Genomic DNA, 20,657 nt, shown 5'->3' with positions numbered 1-20,657 from the left:
CGCCGGCCGGCTCGCTGGTTGATCCAGACGCTCGCCGACGATGCGAAGCAGGAGGACGATTCGGGCGAGGTGCTTCTCGGGCCTTGCGTCGGCAGGCCGCTCAGGCAGCGAGGCCGGGTGCGAAGCGCACATCGTCCTGTTCGAGCCGGTCGCGACCGGCGTTCTTTGCGCGATACAGTGCACGATCGGCAACCGTCAGCAGATCATCAAGCGTCGGCGTCATTGCGTTGCTAGTGGCCAGCCCGATGCTGACGGTCATCCGCGCCGCGCCGGGTGTGTGGCGCAACTCGCGAACGCGCGACGCGATACGCAGGCCGAGTGCCGTCGCCTCGTCGCGCGATCCGCCAGGGAGCAGCACCGCAAATTCCTCTCCACCGATCCGCGCCGAAACCGCGCCGACGACCCCACCGGTCGCATCGAGCAAGGCGCCCGCGAACAGCACCAATGCGCGATCGCCCGCCGAGTGGCCCCATAGGTCGTTGACCTGCTTGAAATGATCGATGTCCAGCATCAGCAACGTCGCGCCGCCCGGATGCTCCGCTGCTGGCGTGGCGCGTTCCATGAACGCCCGGCGATTGAGCAAGCCGGTGAGCGAATCGATCGTCGCCGCCTCGCGCTGCCGTTGCGCCTCGTTGCCAAGTTCGAGGGTGGTGAGCGACACCACCAACGTAACGTAGATCGCGGTATAGAGCAGCAGCCACAGCGCAGGCAGCGATGACGTGCTGTCGAGCGGCCGCACCGGATCGCTGTTCAGCCCCGAATAGACGGCGAGCGCCAGCGAGGTGGTCGAGGCGAGAACGAGCAGTGCGGCGGTCAGCCACCGCGCGGGCGAGGTGCGCGCATGAGAGTGGCGCATCAACTCCCCCGTCATCGCAAGGCAGTAGAAAGTGAAGGACAGAGTCGCAACGACGTTGCGCAACGCTTCGTCGGCGAAGATCGGCGGGATCAGGCAGATCGCGGTCCAGGTCGCCGACCCGCTCCAGACCACCCATGCCGGGCGCGAGCGCGCATGGACCAGTCGCACGCCGCCCCACAGGAAGGCGAAGACCTGGATGAAGCCGACCTGCGCTGCCCAGACCGACACCCAGTCCGGCGCGACGTCGCGCAGCATATAGCAAAGGCAGCCTAGCACGCCGGCGGTGATCGAGCAGGCCACCCAAAGGTGGACCCGCTGATCGCGGCGGCCGAGCCACAGCGTCCAGAAATAGAGCGCCATCACAAGCTCGATCGCCATGCTGGCGATGAACAGCGTCGGGACGTCCAGCGTCACGGAAATTCCCCCCGAATCTCGGCCCCCCGGCGCGATAAAGATGTATAGCGCCTCCTTTACGCAAGCGGCAAGTGCTCGTGCTATATAGGTTTATTATTTTATTTCGTGACGCTTAGCGAAGCAGCAGCGCCAGCGCGCCGATCAGCGTCGCGCCTCCGATCGGCGCAAGGATCAACAGGATGACGTTGAACCCGATAATGGCAGCGAGCGCCTTCTCTTCTCGCCGCGTTAGTTTCGGTCGGCGAGGGGGAGGCTGCCAGGGTGGCGGCGGAGGCTGATCGCGGAAGTCGACGAACATGCGCGTCCCTCTTCAAGCAAAGGCCGTTCTTCCTGGCGGCTTTCGACGTTCGTCTGCCGCCGCTACGCCGCCTGCGGAATCGGGTCGCGGCGGCGGTGCCGGATGTGGTCGTCGATCGCGGCGACGATCGGATTGACCAGTTCGGGAGGCAGGGTATGCCCCATGCCGTCGATTTCCAGCAGCCGCGCACCGGGGATCGCCTGTGCGGTGGCGCGTCCACCCGCGACCGGTACCAGCGGATCGTCGCTGCCGTGAATCACCAGCGTCGGCGCGGTGATGCGGCGCAGGCGGTCGGTACGATCGCCGTCGGCGATGATCGCCGCCATCTGGCGCAGGAAGCCGGCCGGGCAGCGGTTGCGCAGCGTCTCGGCGCGGATCCGTTCCGCCATGATCGCATCCTCGATCGGAAAGCGCCCGCCGACCGCGCGCCCGGCCATCGTGCCGTGTGCGACGATCGCCTCGATATCGTCGCTCTTTGGATGGCGCAGCAACAGCGCAGTGGCGCGCATCGTCGGACGCGAGCAATGCGGATGGCCGGTGGTCGACATGATCGAGGTCAGCGTCCGCACCCGCTCCGGCCAGCGCGCCGCGATCAGTTGCGCGATCATCCCGCCCATCGAAGCGCCGACGACATGCGCGCGATCGATCCCGAGTGCATCGAGCAGGCCGACGCCGTCCTGCGCCATGTCGGTGAGCGTATAGGGTACCGCAGGCACGCGCCCGAACTGCATCTGCATCGCGGTCCAGACGATGTGCGGGGCGGGACATTCGTCGAACTTGGCGGAGAGGCCGACGTCGCGATTGTCGAAGCGGATCACGCGGTAACCATGGTCGACCAGGGCATCGACCATCGATTGCGGCCATCGAACCAGTTGCGCGCCCAGGCCCATCACCATCAGGATCGCCTGCCCGTCGCGTGGGCCTTCGTCCTCATATTCGATCTGAATGCCGTTCGCCGTGATCGCTGCCATCGTCTGCTCCGTTGCGCCTCCCGAATGTGACTCCGTGAAAGTGGATAAGTATCCTTGTGCCCTGTGTCACATTAATGCAACGTTTCGGCTTCTGGTTCCGATCGTTTGTTTCACGTCCTTCGCGCAGGTGTCCCATGGCTAAACGCCTCCATCTCGAGCAGTTTCTCCCCTATCTGCTCTCGGTCACCTCCAACCGGGTCAGCGGCCGGATCGCGGGCGCTTACGAGGCACTGTTCGGTTTGACGGTGCCCGAGTGGCGGCTGGTGACGCTGATCGCCGAATATGCGCCGGTGACGCAGGCACAGCTCGGCGAGCGCAGCCGGATGGACAAGGTGACGGTCAGCCGCGCCGCGATCGCGCTGACCGAGCGCGGATTGCTGACGCGCACCCCCAATGCCACCGATCGCCGATCGCACCATCTGCGCTTGAGCCCGGAGGGTGAAGCGCTGTACGCGCAGGTCGCGCCGCAGGCCGTCGCATTGGAGCGCCGGATCTTCGGGCGTTTCGATGCGGAAGAACTGGCGCAATTCACGGACATGCTGCGGCGGATCGACGCCGCGGCCGAGGAGGACGACTGAATGGCGCAACTGCCGTTGATCGCGGGCGTGGAACTGGGCGGAACGAAGTGCATCGCGGTGCTCTCCAGCGGCCCCGACGCGATCCTGGAGGAAGTGCGCGTTCCGACCACCCGGCCCGAGGAAACGCTGCCCGCGCTGGAGGCCGCGATGGACAAGTGGCGCGGCGTCGCGGCGATCGGCATCGCCAGCTTCGGTCCGGTCTCCATCGACCCGCAATCACCCGATTACGGCAAGATCACCTCGACTCCGAAGCCGCACTGGGCGGGCACCGACATCGCGCGGCGGTTGGCGGCGCGGTACGACGTGCCGGTCGGCTTTCACAGCGACGTGGTCGGCGCGGCGATGGCCGAGGCGCGCTGGGGGGCGGGGCAGGGACTCGGCGATCTGGCCTATGTCACGGTCGGGACGGGCGTCGGCGCGGGGATGATCGCGCACGGGCGGCCGGTCGACGGGCTGACGCACAGCGAGTTCGGGCATATTCGCCCGCCGCGCCTGTACGGCGACGATTGGGCGGGATCATGCCCCTATCACGGTGCGTGCGTCGAGGGGCTTGCCGCCGGCCCGGCGATCGCGGCGCGAACCGGGATCAAGGGCGAGGACCTGCCGCAGGATCATCCGGCGTGGGAGACGGTGGTCGGCGCGCTGTCGTCGCTGTTCGCGACGCTGACGCTGACCGGCGTGCCGCGGCGGATCGTGCTGGGCGGGGGCGTGATGGTCGGCAATCCGTGGCTGCTGCCACGGTTGCGCGCGGCGACCGCGGCGAGCCTGAACGGTTACGTGGCGTTGCCAGCGGTGGCGGACATGGACACGTTCGTCGTCCCCGCCGCACTGGGCGGCAATGCCGGGCCGCTGGGCGCCGTGGTGCTGGGCGCGCAGGCGCTGGAGGATCGGACCGGGATCAAGGTGCTGGTTTCCTGACCATCGTCGCCCCGGACTTGAGTCGGGGCGACGCTAGGCGCGCGATCACCTCAACCTGATTGGCTTTCAAATACCAAGCCCTAATCAGCTCAGCGCATACGCCTGCGCTGCCGCCACCTGTTCGTCGGTCGGCCGCACGCCGGTGTAGAGCACGAATTGCTCCAGCGCCTGCAGCGTCGCGATCTGCGCGCCGGTGACGACCGTTTTGCCCGCCGCCTGCGCCGCGCGGAGCAGTGGGGTTTCGACCGGCTTGGCGACCGCGTCGATGACGATCTGCGCCGCGGCGATCTGGTCGGGGGTGAACGCGAGGGCGTCCTGATCCGCGCCGGTCATGCCGAGCGGGGTGACATTGACGAGCAGCGCTGCCTCGCCGGTCGCCTCCGCCTGCCAGCGACAGCCGAGCCGGTCGGCGAGCGCGCGGCCGGCGCGTTCGTTGCGTGCGACGATCGTGCCGTCGCGGAAGCCGGCGTCGACCAGCGCGGTCGCAACCGCCTTGCCCATCCCGCCGCTGCCGCGCAGCAGGAACGGCAGGCGCGGCAGGTCCGCGATCAGATCGCGCACCGCACTGTAATCGGTGTTATAGCCGAGCAGTTCGCCGCCATCGTTGACGATCGTGTTGACGCTGTCGATCGCCGCCGCGCTGTCACGCAGGCCATCGAGCATTGGGATCACCGCTTCCTTGAACGGCATCGACACCGCGCAGCCGCGGATGCCGAGCGCGCGAATACCGGTGATCGCGCCGGCAAGATTGTCGGTGGTGAACGCCTTATAGACATAATCCAGCCCTAGCGCGTCATAAAGATGATTGTGGAAGCGCGACCCGAACGTGCCGGGGCGTGCGGCGAGCGACATGCAGAGGCGGGTGGTGGGGCCGATCGGCGGCTTCATCGGCGATTCCTTACGGTTCAAAGGGGAAGGGCGGGTTGCACAACTTCTTCGTCGCGTAGGATCCCCGACAGCGTCAACCCGAGCAGCCTGATCCCGCCGGGCGCGGGGAGCAGTGGGGCGAGCAGCCCGCGCCCGAGATCGAGCAACTGGGCCTGTGTGTCGATCATGCCCGTCACCGAGCGTGCACGGGTCAGCGTGGTGAAATCGGCGCGACGCAGCTTCAGCGTTGCGGTGCGACCGCGCACGTCGGCGCGTTCGACGCGCGTCCATGCGGCAGCGGCGACCGTCTCCAGCGCGGCGTCAACCTCGGCAGGATCGGTGAGGTTGGTGTCGAACGTGCGTTCGGCGCCGACCGACTTGGCCTGACGCTCGGCACGGACCGGGCGATCGTCGATGCCGCGCGCGGCGCCGTGGAGATAGTCGGCGTGGCTGCCGAAATGCGCCCGCAGGAAGTCGATTGGCCGGTCGCGCAGATCGGCGCCGGTGTGGATGCCGAGCCGCGCCATCTTTTCCGCGGTGACCGGCCCGATGCCGTGGAAGCGCTTGACCGGCAAGGCTGCAACAAACGCTGCGCCTTTCGCAGGCGGGATGACGCACAGGCCGTCCGGCTTGTTCTGGTCCGAAGCGAGCTTGGCGATGAACTTGTTGTAGCTGACCCCTGCCGAGGCGGTGAGCCCGGTATCGGTCTTGATCCGCGCGCGGATCTCCGCAGCGATCGCGCTGGCCGAGCCGAGCGCGCGGCGATCTTCGCTGACGTCGAGATAGGCTTCGTCGAGCGACAGCGGCTCGATCGCATCCGCGTAGTCGGCGAAGATCGCGTGGATCTGCCGGCTGACCGCGCGATAGACGTCGAAGCGCGGCGGCACGAAGACGAGGTCGGGGCAGCGTCGCGCCGCGACCACTGACGGCATCGCCGAGCGCACCCCGAACACGCGCGCCTCATAGCTGGCCGCCGCCACGACCCCGCGCGCGCGATTGCCGCCGACCGCGACCGGCTGCCCGCGCAGCTCAGGGGCGTCGCGCTGTTCGACCGACGCATAGAAGGCGTCCATGTCAATGTGGATGATCTTGCGATTGGCGGAGACTCGTTCGGCCATGCAGTTCAACGACGTAGCGGCTCCGTGGCGGGTGACGGCATGGTGCGCGGGCACGGGCAAAGACTATCCGATGATCGTCGACAATGCCAGTATGATCGGGAACAAACCGGGAATATCATTCTTAACGGACGTCGTTCGCAGGCGGCACCGATGGCGAGAGCGACGGTGAGTGACGCCGCGCGCCATTGTGGCTCACCTCGCGGTCGATTTGCGCTACATGCGTCCGCATGCGCACCATCTCTCTTGCCACCCTGCTGCCCGTTGTTGCCCTTGCCACCGGCGTGGCGGTCGGCCCGGCGTTCGCCACCGACTATGCCACTCGCGATGTCGGCGCGTGGATCGTCTCCGCCAGCAGCGACCAGAAGGGGTGTTTTATCACGCGCACCTATCCGGCGCCGCGCGGCACCACCCTCCAGTTCGGCCTCGACCTGGATGGCAGCAACCGGCTGACACTGCTCAACCCCAATTGGTCGATCCGCGCGCGCGAGCAACTGCGGCTTGACTTCCAGCTCTCCAATTCCGCTTTTCCGCGCCACGTTGCGATCGGCATCGCGCCGGAGGGCAGGCGGGGTTTTGTTACCGACTTTGGCGTGACCTTCCCGCGCAGTTTTGCGACGTCAGCCTATCTCAAGGTACGGCGCGGCGATGTGCCAGTCGAGGAGCTCAAGCTGGACGGGAGCGGCGCTGCCGTCGCCGAGCTGCGTCGCTGTGTCGATCGTCAGCGCGCGCCGATCGCCGGCAAAGCGGCGCGTGATGGCGGCGGCCGCATCCCGCTCGACCCGTTTGCGAACGACCGGCAACGCGATTCGAGAAAGTGACAACTCGATCGTTTTGGTTCAGCAATGGTTAATGGGAAAGTATTTCCGAACGTACCATAAGATATGAAGCATCTTATCACGAACGTCGACGCCGATTATACCTCGCTTCGACGTGCCTTTGGCTCGTGCTGTCGCCTCGACTATTGCCGCTGCGTTACGTTCCGGGCTCCTTCCGCAGGCTAGAGATTATTTGGAAGATTGTGATGCTTACCTCCTTTGCCAAACTCTCCCCCGCGGTTGCGATCCTGCTCATCGCTCCGACGCTCGGCGGCTGCGCCACCAAGAAATATGTGCGTGAGCAAATCGAGCCGGTCAGCGCGCGCGTCAGCACGCTGGAGACGCAATTGCAGGCCACCGACGGTACCGCCAAGCAGGCGCTTGCCGAGGCGCAGGCCGCGTCGGGGCAGGTCCAGCAGCACGGGCAGCGCCTCGATCAGCTGAACGGTCGTGTCGACGGTGTCGAACAGCGGCTCCAGCAGCAGGAACAGCGCGGCAAGCGTCCGCGTCACTAAAAGCCCGCAAAGGCACGACCCTGCCAACCTACGCTTGAAGGCAGGGTCGCTGCGCAGATGATGGCCGGCGTGGCGATGCCGCGCCCGGTCGTGACAAGATCCGGCGGCCGTCCACAGATGGACGGCCGCCTTCGATCCGTGGCGATAGATTATGATTCCACCGATACTTGCCGGCCTCGCGCTGGTCATCGCCACCGCGCCGCCTGGCGCAAGGACGAACCCACGTCGGCCAGTTGCGGCACCAGTGGCGACAACCACCGCCGAGCCAGTCGTGTCGCCTTCTGCCGACGCGTTGCGCGTTGCCGATTGGGTCGCGGCATCGCGCGACAATCATGCGCTCCCCTATGCGGTGATCGACAAGCAGGCGGCTGCGCTGCTGTTGTTCGACGGCAGCGGGAAGATGGTCTCGCAGGTGCCGGTGCTGATCGGCATCGCGCCGGGCGACGATGCAACGCCGGGCGTTGGGAGCAAGAAGCTCGGCGAGATCGGCCCGGCTGAAAAGACCACTCCCGCCGGACGCTTTCTTGCGAAGTTCGGCTATGCCGCCGGGCGCCAGCGCGTGCTGTGGGTCGACTACACCAACAGCGTCGCGATCCATCCGATCCCCGGCGACGCCGCGCGGTCGGAGAACCGCCGCGCGCGGATGCTGTCTCCCGAGCCCAACGACAATCGCATCACCTTCGGCTGTATCAACGTGCCGCGCGGCTTCTACGCCACCGATCTACGGCCGTTGTTCCAGAAAAAGGGTGGTTACGTGTACGTCCTGCCCGACACCAAATCGCTGGAGGAGGTCTTCCCCCGCCTGCGCGTCCATGCGCTGACGGCGGAGCGCGGCGCGGTCTAGGATCGCCGCACGCGCGGCGCTTGCCGCGGGTCGATCTGCTTCGTTCACGACATGCCGGTGCTCTCGCCGCTCCCCGCGTGGGGCGCGGCGAGGGTTTGGTGCCTATCGCGCCGGGGGAGTCCGGTAGCGATCGAACCACGCCAGGATCGCCGCCGCCTTCGCCGCCGATTGCGAGGGACGCGACGTGAAACTGCCGTGGCTGGCGCCGGGTACCTTCACCAAAGCGGTCGGCACGCCACGAATTTGCAGGGCGGCGTAATATTGCTCCGACTCGCTGACCGGGGTGCGATAATCCTCGCTGCCAACCACCACCAGCGTCGGCGTCTTCACGTTGCCGACGAGGCTGAGCGGGGACCGTTTCCAGTAGCTCATCGGATCCTCCCACGGCAGCTTGGCGAACCAGTAGCGCGAGGTGAACAGCGTCGCATCCATGGTCAGCGCCTCGCTGATCCAGTTGATGACCGGCTTCTGTGTGGCAGCCGCCTTGAACCGATCGGTCTTGCCGACGATCCATGCGGTCAGCACCCCGCCACCCGATCCGCCGGTGACGAACAGATTGTCGGGATCGGCGATGCCGTCGGCGATCGCGGCATCGACCGCCGCGATCAGGTCGTCGTAATCGGCGGACGGATAATTCTTGTCGATCAGGTTCGCGAATTCGGCACCATAAGAGGTCGAGCCACGCGGGTTGGTCCACAGCACCGCATAGCCGGCGGCGGCATAGAGCTGCACGTCGGTCGCGAAGCCGGGGCCATAGGCGCTGTTCGGCCCGCCATGGATTTCGAGGATCAGCGGCGCGCGCGTGCCCGGCACCAGGCCCGGCGGCGTCGCCAGCCACGCGTCGATCGCACGACCGTCTGGCGCCTTCACCGCAATCTTGCGCACCGGGGCGAGCGCCTTGGCGGCGGTCATCACCGCGTTGAGCTGCGTCAAGCGGCGCGGCTTTCCGCCGCTCCACACCCAGACGTCCGCGGGGGCGGATGCATCGCCGCCGGTGTAGGCGATCGTGCCGTTCTTCGCGACCGAGAAGTCGCCACCGGTATAGGGCCGGTCGATCCCGCCGCCCTCGACATTGTCGATCAGCGGCTGGACGCGCCCGTCGAGCCCGACCCGAGCGATGCGACGCTGACCGTGATCGTCGTAGCTGGCGTACAGACTGCGTCCGTCCGCCGCCCAGACCGCGTCTTCGATCGAGCGATCGAGCGGCGCGGTCAGCGAGCGCGGGTTCGCTGCGTCGCGATCACCGATGTAGAGCTGCGTGTTTTCATAGCTGCGGCGCTTGTCGTCGAATCCGAGCCAGGCGACGCGGGAGCCGTCCGGCGCGACGCGCGGCTGCGCATCTGGGCCGTCACGGGACGTCAGCGTGCGCAGCGCGCCGCTGTTCACATCGACCGCGATCACGTCGGAGTTCATCACCTGCCGCTCGGCCTCCTGGCCGCGGATCGCGGCGAAGACGATCTCGCGTCCGTCCGGTGTCCATGACAGCGGACCACCGTCATCGAACGCCCCGAACGTCAGTTGGCGCGCCGCGCCGCCATCCGCCGCGACGACGAACACATGGTCGCGGCCCGGTTTGACATAGCCGGGGCCGTCGTTGCGATAGTTCACGCGGTCGATGACGGTCAGCGGCGGCGCCCATTTCGCCCCCTCCGGCTTGGCAGGGGCCTTGCCGAGCGTCGTCGCGTCACCCGCGACGGTCGCGACATAGGCGAGGCGGGTGCCGTCCGGCGACCATGCCAGCGCCTGCGGATCGCCGGGGAAGCCGGTTACGCGCGCGCTGGCGCCGCTCGCCAGCCAGCGTACGAACAGCTGCGATCCCTCACCGTCCCCCGCGACATAGGCGATGCGCGTACCGTCCGGCGACCAGCGCGGGCTCGATCCTTGCGTCGCAAATGGTGATTGTCGTCCGCTCGCCACATCAATCAGCCAGAGCGAGGATTGCATCCGGTCGGCCATGATGTCGGCCGAGCGGCGGACATACACGATCGTGCGTCCGTCCGGGCTGATCTGCGGATCGGCGGCGATCGAGAGGCCGAACAGGTCACCGCCGGTGAAGGCGCGGGTCGGCGCGTCGGCGGCAGCGGCGTTCGGCTGCTGCTGTGCGGCGGAAACGGGCGCCGCGGCGAGCAGCGCAAGAGCGAGGGACAGGCGCAAAGGGGAGTGATCCTTCCTAGGGAGCTGTTAGTTCGCGGTCTTCACTATCGCACCGCGGTGCATGACAAAATCGACGTGCTCCAGCCGGGTGACGTCGTCCAGTGGCGAGCCACGTACCGCGATGATGTCGGCGGTCTTGCCGGGCGCGAGCGTTCCGATGTCGTCGCGGCCGAGCAGATCGGCGGCCCCGATGGTGGCGGCGGCGATTGCCTGGGCCGGCGTCAGCCCGTTCCTGACCAGCAGCGCGAATTCGGTGGCATTGTCGCCATGTTTCGACACGCCGGTGTCGGTGCCGAAGGCGACCTTCACCCCGGCGGCATAGGCGCGGCGGTGGTTGGCGGCCATCGCGGCGGCGGCCTGCTCCGCCTTGGCGATCGTGGCGGGAGGCAACGCTCCACCCCGCGCCTGCGCCAGCGCGGCGACCGGAGCGATCTCGGTCGGGACCAGATATGCACCCTTGGTCTTGAACAGCCGGATCGTGTCGTCGTCGAGGAACGTGCCGTGCTCGATCGAGTCGACCCCCGCCTCCAGCGCCGCCTTCGTGCCCTCGGCGGCATGGCTGTGCGCGGCGACCTTGCGGCCCAGCGCGTGTGCAGTGTCGATGATGGCGCGCATCTCCTCGGGCGTCATCGCACGACCCAGACCACCGCTGACGTTCGACAACACACCGCCGGTCGCGGCGAACTTGATGACCTTCGCGCCCAATCCGACCTGCGCGCGGACGGCGCGCCGGCAATCGTCGGGGCCGTCGCACAGGTTGATCTCGTGCGCGTGCACGGCTTCGGCAAATTCCTCCGCCAGTCCGTTGCCGCCATCGCCATGCCCGCCGGTGACGGAGATCATTTCGCCGGCATTGGTGATCGTCGGTCCCTCGACGGTGCCGGCGTCGATCGCGTCGCGCAGCGCGCGGATGCCGCGCGGGTCGCCGCCCAGATCGCGCACCGAGGTGAAGCCGGCGGCGAGCGTCGTGCGGGCGTTGGCGACCGCGGTCATCTCGTCATCGAAGCGATCACGGGTCAGCGCGCCGAGCCGCGCCTTCATGGGATCGCCGCCGATACCCCAAAGGTGAACGTGCATGTCGACCAGCCCCGGCAGCACGAAGGCATTGCGCAGATCAACCAGCCGGGCGCCCGCTTCAGGCGCGACAAAGCCGTCGCGCAGCTCCGTGACCTTGCCGTCGCGGACCACGATCGTCGTCGCGCCGCGCGGCGCCTGCCCCGGACGGTCGAGCAGCGCGCCCGCCTGGATATAGATCGGCGCGGTCTGCTGTTGCTGCTGCGCCATCGCCGGCAGGGCCGCCGCAGCGGCCGCGCCAAGAACCAATGCTTTCAACATCCTGCACTCCCCCGTTTGTCCCATCGTTGCGGACCTGCCGCCTCAAGGCAAGGGGATTGCCCAACCGGCAAGATCCGTCACGGGGATAGGAGAAGCAGGCGCCGCCAAAGCGTGTCAGTCCTGCAACCATGCGCGGAGCAGCAGCGCCGCGATCGTCATGATGCAGGTGCTTGATCTATCGAAAAAGCCGCCGCCCGGCATCCCGGACGGCGGCTCTTTCAGGTCAGGCGTGCGCCTGAAGCAAGGATCACTCCTTGTTCAGATACTCGCCGGCATCGGCGTCGGTGCCGGTGCCCGAAGGGACGACCTCGGCCAGCGGATCGCTGCCGGTGCCGACGCTCTCGCGCGGGCTGCGCTTTTCCTCGGCGGCGCGGGTCTGCGCCGCGCTGCCAGCCGAACCCGCTGCGACCATCGCCTCCTGCAGCTTGCGCTGCTGGACGCGCAGCGCCGCATCACGCGACGAGGCCGCCACGCGCAGGCGGTTCATGCCCGCGCCGGTACCCGCCGGGATCAGCCGCCCGACGATGACATTCTCCTTCAGGCCCATCAGCGTGTCCTGCTTGCCCTGGACCGCCGCCTCGGTGAGGACGCGGGTGGTTTCCTGGAACGACGCCGCCGAGATGAAGCTGCGGGTCTGCAGCGACGCCTTGGTGATGCCGAGCAGGATCGGCTTGCCCGCCGCACGGGCCTGGCCGTCCTCCAGCTTCTCGTTGATCGCGTCCATTTCCTCGCGATCGACCTGTTCACCGACCAGCAGCGTCGTGTCGCCGGCCTCAATGATCTCGACCTTCTGCAGCATCTGACGAACGATCGTCTCGATGTGCTTGTCGTTGATCTTCACGCCCTGCAGACGATAGACTTCCTGAATTTCGCTGACGAGATATTCGGCCAGCGGCTCGATCCCCATCGTTTCCAGAATGTCGTGCGGGTTGGGCGAACCGCCGATCAGGTTGTCGCCACGCTTGACGTAGTCGCCTTCCTGAACGTCGATCACCTTCGACTTCGGCACCAGATACTCGACGACCTCGCCGCCGTCCTCGGGCTGGATGCCGATCTTGCGCTTCGCCTTATAGTCCTTGCCGAACACAACCCGGCCGGAAATCTTGGCGATGATCGCCGCTTCCTTGGGGATGCGCGCCTCGAACAATTCGGCGACACGCGGCAGACCACCGGTGATGTCGCGGGTCTTGGCGCTTTCGCGCGCGACACGCGCCAGCACGTCGCCGGCATGAACGGTGGCATTGTCCTCGACCGACAGCACCGCGCCCGGCGCCAGCAGGTAGCGAGCGGCCTCGCCCGACCCTTCGTCGAGCAGGGTCATGCGCGGACGCAGATCCTCCTTCGACTTGGTGGTCGCACGATATTCGATCACCACGCGCTGCGCGATACCGGTCGCCTCGTCGACCTGCTCGGTGAGCGTCTTGCCCTCGATCAGGTCCTGGAACTTCACGGTGCCGCCCGTTTCGGTGATCACCGGCATGGTGAACGGATCCCATTCGGCCATCCGGTCGCCCTTGCTGACGATGTGGCCATCGTCGAACATGACGTACGCGCCGTACGGGATCTTGTGCACCGCCAGCTCGCGGCCTTCCATGTCGACGATCGCGATCTCGCCCGAACGGCTGAGCACCACGCGACGACCGCGCTGGTCCTCGATCAGGCGCAGGTCGCGGAATTCGACCGTGCCGTCGACCGGCGCTTCGAGGTTCGACTGCTCGTTGAGCTGCGCCGCGCCGCCGATGTGGAAGGTCCGCATCGTCAGCTGCGTGCCCGGCTCACCGATCGACTGCGCCGCGATCACGCCGACCGCCTCGCCGATGTTGACCGGTGTACCGCGGGCGAGGTCACGCCCGTAGCACTTGCCGCACACGCCGACCTTGCTCTCGCAGACCAGCGGCGAACGGATCTTCATCGCCGGTACGCCCAGCGCCTCGATCTGCGCGACCATCGGCTCGTCGAGCAACGTGCCGACCGGAATGACGACCTTGCCGGTCTTGGCATCCACGACGTCCTCGGCCGTCGTACGGCCCAGGATGCGCTCGCCGAGCGAGGCGATCGTCGAACCGCCCTGCACGATCGCCTTCATCTCCAGCGCGCGCTCGGTACCGCAATCCAGCTCGACGATCGTGCAGTCCTGCGACACGTCGACGAGACGGCGGGTGAGGTACCCCGAGTTGGCGGTCTTCAACGCCGTGTCCGCGAGGCCCTTACGCGCGCCGTGGGTGGAGTTGAAATATTCGAGGACGGTCAGACCTTCCTTGAAGTTCGAGATAATCGGCGTCTCGATGATCTCGCCCGACGGCTTGGCCATCAGCCCGCGCATACCGGCGAGCTGCTTGATCTGCGCGGGGCTACCACGTGCGCCCGAGTGCGCCATCATGTAGATCGAGTTGATGTCGCGCTCGCGGCCGACCATCGGGCCGTCCTCGTAATGGCGCACCGCCTTGATCTCGTTCATCATCGAGTTCGCGACCTGATCGCCGCAACGGCTCCAGGCGTCGATGACCTTGTTGTACTTCTCTTGCTGCGTGATCAGGCCGTCCTGATACTGCTGCTCGAAGTCCTTCACGAGATCACGGGTCTCGTCGACCAGCTTGTCCTTGTCCGGCGCGATCAGCATGTCGTCCTTGCCGAACGAGATGCCCGCGCGGAACGCGTGACGGAAGCCCAGCGCCATGATCGCATCGGCGAACAGCACCGTCTCCTTCTGGCCGGTGTGACGATAGACCTCGTCGATCACCTCGCCGACGTCCTTCTTGGTCAGGACGCGGTTGACGACGTCGAACGGGACCTTGTGGCTCTTGGGCAGGCACTCGCCCAGCAGCATGCGACCCGGGGTGGTCTCATAGCGCTTGAGATACTGGTTGCCCTGCTCGTCGGTCTGCGGAACGCGGCTGACGATCTTGGTGTGGAGCGTCACGGCGCCCGCGAACAGCGCCTGGTGCACCTCGGCCATGTCGCCCAGCAACATGCCTTCGCCCGGCTCGTTCTGCTTTTCGAGCGACAGATAATAGAGACCCAGCACCATGTCCTGCGACGGCACGATGATCGGCTTGCCGTTCGCCGGCGACAGGATGTTGTTGGTCGACATCATCAGGACGCGCGCTTCCAGCTGCGCTTCGAGCGACAGCGGGACGTGCACGGCCATTTGGTCGCCGTCGAAGTCGGCGTTGAACGCCGAGCAGACTAGCGGGTGAAGCTGGATCGCCTTGCCCTCGATCAGCACCGGCTCGAATGCCTGGATGCCGAGGCGGTGGAGCGTCGGTGCGCGGTTCAGCAGCACCGGATGCTCGCGGATCACCTCGTCGAGGATGTCCCAGACTTCCTTGCGCTCCTTCTCGACCCACTTCTTCGCCTGCTTCAGCGTCATGCTGAGGCCCTTGGCGTCGAGGCGCGCGTAGATGAACGGCTTGAACAGCTCGAGCGCCATCTTCTTGGGCAGGCCGCACTGGTGCAGCTTCAGCTCCGGACCGGTGACGATCACCGAACGGCCCGAATAGTCGACGCGCTTGCCGAGCAGGTTCTGCCGGAAGCGGCCCTGCTTGCCCTTGAGCATGTCGGACAGCGACTTCAGCGGACGCTTGTTGGCGCCGGTAATCGTCCGGCCGCGACGGCCATTGTCGAACAGCGCGTCGACCGCTTCCTGCAACATGCGCTTTTCGTTGCGGACGATGATGTCCGGCGCACGCAGCTCCATCAGGCGCTTGAGGCGGTTGTTGCGGTTGATGACGCGGCGGTACAGGTCGTTGAGATCCGACGTCGCGAAGCGGCCGCCGTCGAGCGGCACCAGCGGGCGCAGCTCGGGCGGGATGACCGGCACGACCTCGAGGATCATCCATTCCGGACGGTTGCCCGATTCCAGGAAGCTCTCGACGACCTTGAGGCGCTTGATGATCTTCTTGGGCTTCAGCTCCGACTTGGTCGTCGCCAGCTCTTCGAGCAGCGTGACCTTCTCGCCCTCAAGATCGAGGCTTTCGAGCATGATGCGGACCGCCTCGGCGCCAATCCCGGCCGAGAAGGCGTCCTCGCCATATTCGTCCTGCGCCTCAAGCAGCTCATCCTCGGTGAGCAGCTGATACTTCTCGAGCGGGGTGAGGCCCGGCTCGATCACGATATACGCCTCGAAGTACAGCACGCGCTCGAGCTGCTTGAGCTGCATGTCGAGCAGCAGGCCGATGCGGCTCGGCAGCGACTTCAGGAACCAGATGTGCGCGACCGGGGCGGCGAGTTCGATATGGCCCATCCGCTCGCGGCGGACCTTCGACACCGTGACCTCGACACCGCACTTCTCGCAGACGATGCCCTTGTACTTCATGCGCTTGTACTTGCCGCACAGGCACTCATAGTCCTTGATCGGACCGAAGATGCGCGCGCAGAACAGGCCGTCACGCTCGGGCTTGAACGTGCGATAGTTGATCGTCTCGGGCTTCTTGATCTCGCCGAACGACCACGAGCGGATCTTGTCCGGCGACGCAATCCCGATCTGGATCTGGTCAAAGGTTTCCGGCTTCGCGAGCGGATTGGCGAAATTGGTCAGTTCGTTCATCTTGAACTCCTTAGCCCCTCCCGTTCAGGGGAGGGGTTGGGGTGGGGGCCGCATGAGCGGGCCACCCCGGAAAGTGTCGGAGGCGCGTTCCCCATCCCAGCCCCACCCCCGAAGGGGAGGGTCTAGAGAAGGGGCCTACTCGGCCGCGATGGCGATACCGTCGTCGTCCTGCGCCTCTTCCATCGACCGCAGATCGACATTGAGACCCAGCGAGCGCATTTCCTTGACGAGCACGTTGAAGCTCTCCGGAATGCCGGCCTCGAACGTGTCGTCACCCTTGACGATCGCCTCATAGACCTTGGTGCGGCCGACCACGTCGTCCGACTTCACCGTCAGCATTTCCTGCAAGGTATAGGCAGCACCATAAGCCTGCAGCGCCCAGACTTCCATTTCGCCGAAGCGCTGGCCGCCGAACTGCGCCTTGCCGCCCAGCGGCTGCTGGGTGACGAGCGAGTACGGCCCAATCGACCGGGCGTGGATCTTGTCGTCCACAAGGTGGTGCAGCTTGAGCATGTAGATGATGCCCACCGTCACCTTGCGGTCGAACTTGTCGCCGGTGCGCCCGTCGAACAGGTCCGACTGACCCGAGGTGTCGAGCCCGGCCAGCTCCAGCATGTCCGACACGTCCTTCTCGACCGCGCCGTCGAACACCGGGGTGCCCATCGGAACGCCGGGCGTCAGGTTCTGCGCCAGCTCAATGATCTCATTCGCATCGCGCGAGTCGATGTCGTCGAGATAATGCTCGCCATAGACGGTGCGCAGCCGGTCCTTGACCGCGTCGGGCATGTCGCCAGCCTTGGCGTCGGGATTGGCCTCGCGCCAGTCTTCCAGCGCATGCTTGATCTGCTGGCCAAGGCCACGCGCCGCCCAGCCGAGGTGCGTCTCGAAGATCTGCCCGACGTTCATGCGCGACGGCACGCCCAGCGGGTTGAGCACGAGATCGACCGGCGTCCCATCGGCGAGGAACGGCATGTCCTCCGCCGGCAGGATGCGGCTGATGACGCCCTTGTTGCCGTGACGGCCGGCCATCTTGTCGCCCGGCTGCAGCTTGCGCTTCACCGCGACGAACACCTTGACCATCTTGAGCACGCCCGGCGGCAGCTCGTCGCCACGCTCCAGCTTCTCGCGCCGATCCTCGAACTTGTCGCGGATGCGCTTGGCCGCCTCGTCATACTGGCCCTTTACGGCCTCGAGGTTCGACTGGACCGCATCGTCGGCCACCGCGAACTTCCACCATTCGTGGCGTTCGACGCTGTCGAGCACGTCCATGTCGATGGTCACGCCCTTCTTGACGCCCTTCGGCGCCGCGGTCGCGACCTGACCCAGCAGCATCTCGCGCAGACGCGACCAAGTCGCGCGGTTGAGGATCGTGCGCTCGTCGTCCGAGTCCTTCTTCAGGCGCTCGATCTCCTCGCGCTCGATCGCCATCGCGCGCTCGTCCTTGTCGATGCCGTGGCGATTGAAGACGCGCACGTCGACGATCGTGCCGGCGACGCCCGGCGGCAGGCGCAGCGACGTGTCGCGCACGTCCGACGCCTTTTCACCGAAGATCGCGCGAAGCAGCTTCTCTTCCGGCGTCATCGGGCTCTCGCCCTTCGGCGTGATCTTGCCGACCAGGATGTCGCCCGGCTCCACTTCGGCGCCGACATAGACGATGCCCGCCTCGTCAAGGTTGCGCAGCGCTTCCTCGCCGACGTTCGGGATGTCGCGGGTGATGTCCTCCGGCCCGAGCTTCGTGTCGCGGGCCATCACCTCGAACTCGTCGATGTGAATCGACGTGAACACGTCGTCCTTCACGATCCGCTCGCTGATGAGGATCGAGTCCTCGTAGTTGTAGCCGTTCCAGGGCATGAACGCGACGAGCGCATTACGACCAAGCGCCAGCTCACCGAACTCGGTCGACGGGCCGTCGGCGATTACGTCGCCGGCGTTGACCACGTCGCCCACCTTCACCAGCGGACGCTGGTTGATGCAGGTCGACTGGTTCGAACGCTGGAACTTCATCAGCGTGTAGATGTCGACACCCGACTTGGCCGAGTCGACCTCACCGGTCGCACGCACCACGATACGCGCCGCGTCGACCTGGTCGACGATGCCCGCACGCTTGGCCGAGATCGCCGCGCCAGAGTCGCGCGCCACAGTCTCTTCCATGCCGGTGCCGACGAACGGCGCCTCGGCACGCACCAAAGGCACGGCCTGACGCTGCATGTTCGAGCCCATCAGCGCGCGGTTGGCGTCGTCGTTCTCAAGGAACGGGATCAGCGAGGCTGCGACCGACACGAGCTGCTTAGGCGACACGTCCATCAGCGTCACCGTCTCCGGCAGCGCCATCAGGAACTCGCCCGCCTGCCGCGCGGAGACCAGCTCCTCGGCGAACGAACCGTCCTCGTTCAGCTCCGCCGACGCCTGCGCGACGGTGTGCTTCTGCTCTTCCATCGCCGACAGATAGACGACCTCGTTGGTCACCTTGCCGTCGACGATCTTGCGGTACGGCGTCTCGATGAAGCCGTACTTGTTGACGCGCGCGAAGGTCGACAGCGAGTTGATCAGACCGATGTTCGGGCCTTCCGGCGTTTCGATCGGGCAGATGCGGCCATAGTGCGTCGGGTGAACGTCGCGAACCTCGAAGCCCGCCCGCTCGCGCGTCAGGCCGCCCGGCCCGAGCGCCGAAACGCGACGCTTGTGCGTCACTTCGGACAGCGGATTGGTCTGGTCCATGAACTGCGACAGCTGCGACGAACCGAAGAACTCGCGCACCGCGGCGACCGCGGGCTTGGCGTTGATCAGGTCGTTCGGCATTACCGTCGAGACGTCGACCGACGACATGCGCTCCTTCACGGCGCGCTCCATGCGGAGCAGGCCGACGCGATACTGGTTCTCCAGCAGCTCGCCCACCGAACGCACGCGGCGGTTGCCGAGGTTGTCGATGTCGTCGATCTCGCCCTTGCCGTCCTTCAGGTCGACCAGCGTCTTGACGACCGCGAGGATGTCCTCGGTGCGCAGCGTCGTCACCGTATCCTCGGCGTCGAGGTCGAGACGCATGTTCAGCTTGACGCGGCCCACCGCCGACAGGTCGTAGCGGTCCGGATCGAAGAACAGGCCCGCGAACAGCGACTCGGCGGTTTCCAGCGTCGGCGGCTCGCCGGGGCGCATCACGCGGTAAATGTCGGACAGCGCCTGCTCGCGCTCCTCGGCCTTGTCCGCCTTGAGCGTGTTGCGGATCCACGGACCCGTCGCGACATGGTCGATGTCGAGCAGCTCGATACGGTCGATGCCCGCCTTGTCGAGCTTCTCGAGGTTCTCCGGCCCGATCTCGTCCCCGGCCTCGACGTAGATCTCGCCCGTCGACGCGTTGATGAGGTCATAGGCGCTGTAGCGACCATAGATCTCCTCGGTCGGGATCAGCAGCGTCTCAAGGCCGTCCTTGCCCGCCTTGTTGGCGGCGCGCGGCGTGATCTTGGTTCCCGCGGCGAAGATCACTTCGCCCGACTTGGCATCGACGATGTCGAAGGTCGGCTTCACGCCGCGCCAGTTCTCGGCCTGGAACGGGATTTGCCAGCCGCCGTCGCCCCGCACGAACGTAAGACGGTTGTAGAAGTGGTTGAGGATTTCTTCGCCGTTCATCCCCAGCGCATACAGCAGCGCGGTGACCGGCAGCTTGCGCTTACGGTCGATACGGACGTTGACAATGTCCTTGGCGTCGAACTCGAAATCGAGCCACGAGCCGCGATACGGGATCACGCGCGCCGCGAACAGATACTTGCCCGAAGCATGGGTCTTGCCGCGATCGTGGTCGAACAGCACGCCCGGCGAGCGGTGCATCTGGCTGACGATGACGCGCTCGGTACCGTTGATGAAGAAGGTGCCGTTCTCGGTCATGAGCGGCATGTCGCCCATGTACACGTCCTGCTCCTTGATATCGAGCACCGAGCGGGTTTCCGTATCCGGATCCACCTCGAACACGATCAGGCGCAATGTAACGCGCATCGGCGCCGCATAGGTGATGCCGCGCTGACGGCATTCCTCGACGTCGAACTTTGGCGGCTCCAGCTCGTAGTTGACAAAGTCCAGCTCGGCGGTGCCGGCGAAGTCACGGATCGGGAAGACGCTGCGCAGCGTCTTCTCGAGACCCGAGACATAGCCGATCGATGGGTCGGAACGCAGGAACTGCTCATAGCTCTCACGCTGGACCTCGATCAGGTTCGGCATCTGCACCACTTCGTGGATGTTGCCGAATACCTTGCGGATGCGACGCTTGCGCGTGCCCGCCTTTTCGGTCCGCGCGGAGCCCGCGTCGATCGGATTGGTCGCCATAAAAGCTTGTGCCTCGTCAGCCGTCAAAATGCAGGCGCAGGGTGGAACGAAGAAAAGCCGATCGCAAAGATGCGTCGGCTTTCAGCGTCCTGAACCGCGGCTTCCCAATCCGAT

Annotated in this window: 14 protein-coding genes; 5 read left to right on the top strand and 9 right to left on the bottom strand. The window is 66.2% G+C overall.

Going from position 1 to position 20,657, the window contains the following annotated elements:
• Positions 1 to 100: 100 nt before the first annotated feature.
• The 3 genes from ACI2JO_RS01770 to ACI2JO_RS01760 all read right to left on the bottom strand — a co-directional run bounded on the left by ACI2JO_RS01770 (position 101) and on the right by ACI2JO_RS01760 (position 2,539).
• A complete protein-coding gene (locus ACI2JO_RS01770; protein ID WP_404719037.1) occupies positions 101 to 1,270 on the bottom strand; it encodes a diguanylate cyclase domain-containing protein in 1,170 nt (389 codons plus the stop codon).
• Positions 1,271 to 1,382: 112 nt separating this feature from the next.
• On the bottom strand, positions 1,383 to 1,568 hold the full coding sequence (locus ACI2JO_RS01765) for a hypothetical protein (RefSeq protein ID WP_404719036.1): 186 nt from the start codon (positions 1,566 to 1,568) through the stop codon (positions 1,383 to 1,385).
• A 62-nt stretch (positions 1,569 to 1,630) separates the two neighbouring features.
• A complete protein-coding gene (locus tag ACI2JO_RS01760; RefSeq protein ID WP_404719035.1) occupies positions 1,631 to 2,539 on the bottom strand; it encodes an alpha/beta fold hydrolase in 909 nt (302 codons plus the stop codon).
• 134 nt (positions 2,540 to 2,673) lie between these two features.
• On the opposite strand from ACI2JO_RS01760, the gene ACI2JO_RS01755 reads away from it, so the two are divergent.
• Positions 2,674 to 3,117: a MarR family winged helix-turn-helix transcriptional regulator gene (locus tag ACI2JO_RS01755; RefSeq protein WP_404719034.1), complete on the top strand. Its 444-nt coding sequence runs from the start codon at positions 2,674 to 2,676 to the stop codon at positions 3,115 to 3,117.
• Positions 3,118 to 4,035, top strand: coding sequence for an ROK family protein (locus ACI2JO_RS01750; protein ID WP_404719033.1), 918 nt, complete (start codon positions 3,118 to 3,120; stop codon positions 4,033 to 4,035). It begins immediately after the preceding gene.
• A gap of 84 nt (positions 4,036 to 4,119) precedes the next feature.
• Here ACI2JO_RS01750 and ACI2JO_RS01745 read toward each other — a convergent pair whose 3' ends face one another.
• Together ACI2JO_RS01745 and dinB are read right to left on the bottom strand one after the other, a co-directional pair.
• Entirely contained in the window at positions 4,120 to 4,923 is an 804-nt protein-coding gene (locus tag ACI2JO_RS01745) for a shikimate 5-dehydrogenase (protein WP_404719032.1), read from the bottom strand.
• A gap of 17 nt (positions 4,924 to 4,940) precedes the next feature.
• Positions 4,941 to 6,020, bottom strand: a complete 1,080-nt coding sequence (gene dinB, locus ACI2JO_RS01740) for a DNA polymerase IV (RefSeq protein WP_404719031.1) — start codon at positions 6,018 to 6,020, stop codon at positions 4,941 to 4,943.
• Between the two features lie 227 nt (positions 6,021 to 6,247).
• Between dinB and ACI2JO_RS01735 the strand changes: the two genes are divergently transcribed.
• The 3 genes from ACI2JO_RS01735 (at position 6,248) to ACI2JO_RS01725 (ending at position 8,194) form a co-directional block, all read left to right on the top strand.
• Entirely contained in the window at positions 6,248 to 6,838 is a 591-nt protein-coding gene (locus tag ACI2JO_RS01735) for a hypothetical protein (RefSeq protein WP_404719030.1), read from the top strand.
• A 203-nt stretch (positions 6,839 to 7,041) separates the two neighbouring features.
• On the top strand, positions 7,042 to 7,350 hold the full coding sequence (locus ACI2JO_RS01730) for a hypothetical protein (protein ID WP_404719029.1): 309 nt from the start codon (positions 7,042 to 7,044) through the stop codon (positions 7,348 to 7,350).
• Positions 7,351 to 7,501: 151 nt separating this feature from the next.
• A complete protein-coding gene (locus ACI2JO_RS01725; RefSeq protein ID WP_404719028.1) occupies positions 7,502 to 8,194 on the top strand; it encodes a hypothetical protein in 693 nt (230 codons plus the stop codon).
• A gap of 102 nt (positions 8,195 to 8,296) precedes the next feature.
• On the opposite strand, the gene ACI2JO_RS01720 is transcribed toward ACI2JO_RS01725, so the two are convergent.
• The 4 genes from ACI2JO_RS01720 to rpoB all read right to left on the bottom strand — a co-directional run bounded on the left by ACI2JO_RS01720 (position 8,297) and on the right by rpoB (position 20,543).
• Entirely contained in the window at positions 8,297 to 10,348 is a 2,052-nt protein-coding gene (locus ACI2JO_RS01720) for a prolyl oligopeptidase family serine peptidase (RefSeq protein ID WP_404719027.1), read from the bottom strand.
• A 27-nt stretch (positions 10,349 to 10,375) separates the two neighbouring features.
• Positions 10,376 to 11,683 (bottom strand): amidohydrolase family protein, encoded by a 1,308-nt coding sequence (locus ACI2JO_RS01715; protein WP_404719026.1) that lies wholly within the window; start codon positions 11,681 to 11,683, stop codon positions 10,376 to 10,378.
• 247 nt (positions 11,684 to 11,930) lie between these two features.
• Complete coding sequence (gene rpoC, locus ACI2JO_RS01710; RefSeq protein ID WP_404719025.1) at positions 11,931 to 16,229, bottom strand: DNA-directed RNA polymerase subunit beta'; 4,299 nt, start codon at positions 16,227 to 16,229, stop codon at positions 11,931 to 11,933.
• Positions 16,230 to 16,364: 135 nt separating this feature from the next.
• Positions 16,365 to 20,543 carry a DNA-directed RNA polymerase subunit beta gene (gene rpoB, locus ACI2JO_RS01705; protein ID WP_404719024.1) on the bottom strand — a complete coding sequence of 1,393 codons (4,179 nt, stop codon included), beginning with the start codon at positions 20,541 to 20,543 and terminating at the stop codon, positions 16,365 to 16,367.
• Positions 20,544 to 20,657 lie beyond the last annotated feature (114 nt).

The organism is Sphingomonas sp. NPDC079357 (assembly GCF_044901155.1).
Classification (GTDB): Bacteria; Pseudomonadota; Alphaproteobacteria; order Sphingomonadales; family Sphingomonadaceae; genus Sphingomonas.
Note: the sequence above shows the minus strand (reverse complement) of the source record. Positions and strands in the feature narration are given on the sequence as shown.

What these genes read in the sequence shown, in the direction of transcription:
- ACI2JO_RS01765 (WP_404719036.1), bottom strand. Translation starts at nt 1,568, where the DNA reads ATGTTCGTCGACTTCCGCGATCAGCCTCCGCCGCCACCCTGGCAGCCT.
- ACI2JO_RS01760 (WP_404719035.1), bottom strand. Translation starts at nt 2,539, where the DNA reads ATGGCAGCGATCACGGCGAACGGCATTCAGATCGAATATGAGGACGAA.
- ACI2JO_RS01755 (WP_404719034.1), top strand. Translation starts at nt 2,674, where the DNA reads ATGGCTAAACGCCTCCATCTCGAGCAGTTTCTCCCCTATCTGCTCTCG.
- ACI2JO_RS01750 (WP_404719033.1), top strand. Translation starts at nt 3,118, where the DNA reads ATGGCGCAACTGCCGTTGATCGCGGGCGTGGAACTGGGCGGAACGAAG.
- ACI2JO_RS01745 (WP_404719032.1), bottom strand. Translation starts at nt 4,923, where the DNA reads ATGAAGCCGCCGATCGGCCCCACCACCCGCCTCTGCATGTCGCTCGCC.
- dinB (WP_404719031.1), bottom strand. Translation starts at nt 6,020, where the DNA reads ATGGCCGAACGAGTCTCCGCCAATCGCAAGATCATCCACATTGACATG.
- ACI2JO_RS01735 (WP_404719030.1), top strand. Translation starts at nt 6,248, where the DNA reads ATGCGCACCATCTCTCTTGCCACCCTGCTGCCCGTTGTTGCCCTTGCC.
- ACI2JO_RS01730 (WP_404719029.1), top strand. Translation starts at nt 7,042, where the DNA reads ATGCTTACCTCCTTTGCCAAACTCTCCCCCGCGGTTGCGATCCTGCTC.
- ACI2JO_RS01725 (WP_404719028.1), top strand. Translation starts at nt 7,502, where the DNA reads ATGATTCCACCGATACTTGCCGGCCTCGCGCTGGTCATCGCCACCGCG.
- ACI2JO_RS01715 (WP_404719026.1), bottom strand. Translation starts at nt 11,683, where the DNA reads ATGTTGAAAGCATTGGTTCTTGGCGCGGCCGCTGCGGCGGCCCTGCCG.
- rpoC (WP_404719025.1), bottom strand. Translation starts at nt 16,229, where the DNA reads ATGAACGAACTGACCAATTTCGCCAATCCGCTCGCGAAGCCGGAAACC.
- rpoB (WP_404719024.1), bottom strand. Translation starts at nt 20,543, where the DNA reads ATGGCGACCAATCCGATCGACGCGGGCTCCGCGCGGACCGAAAAGGCG.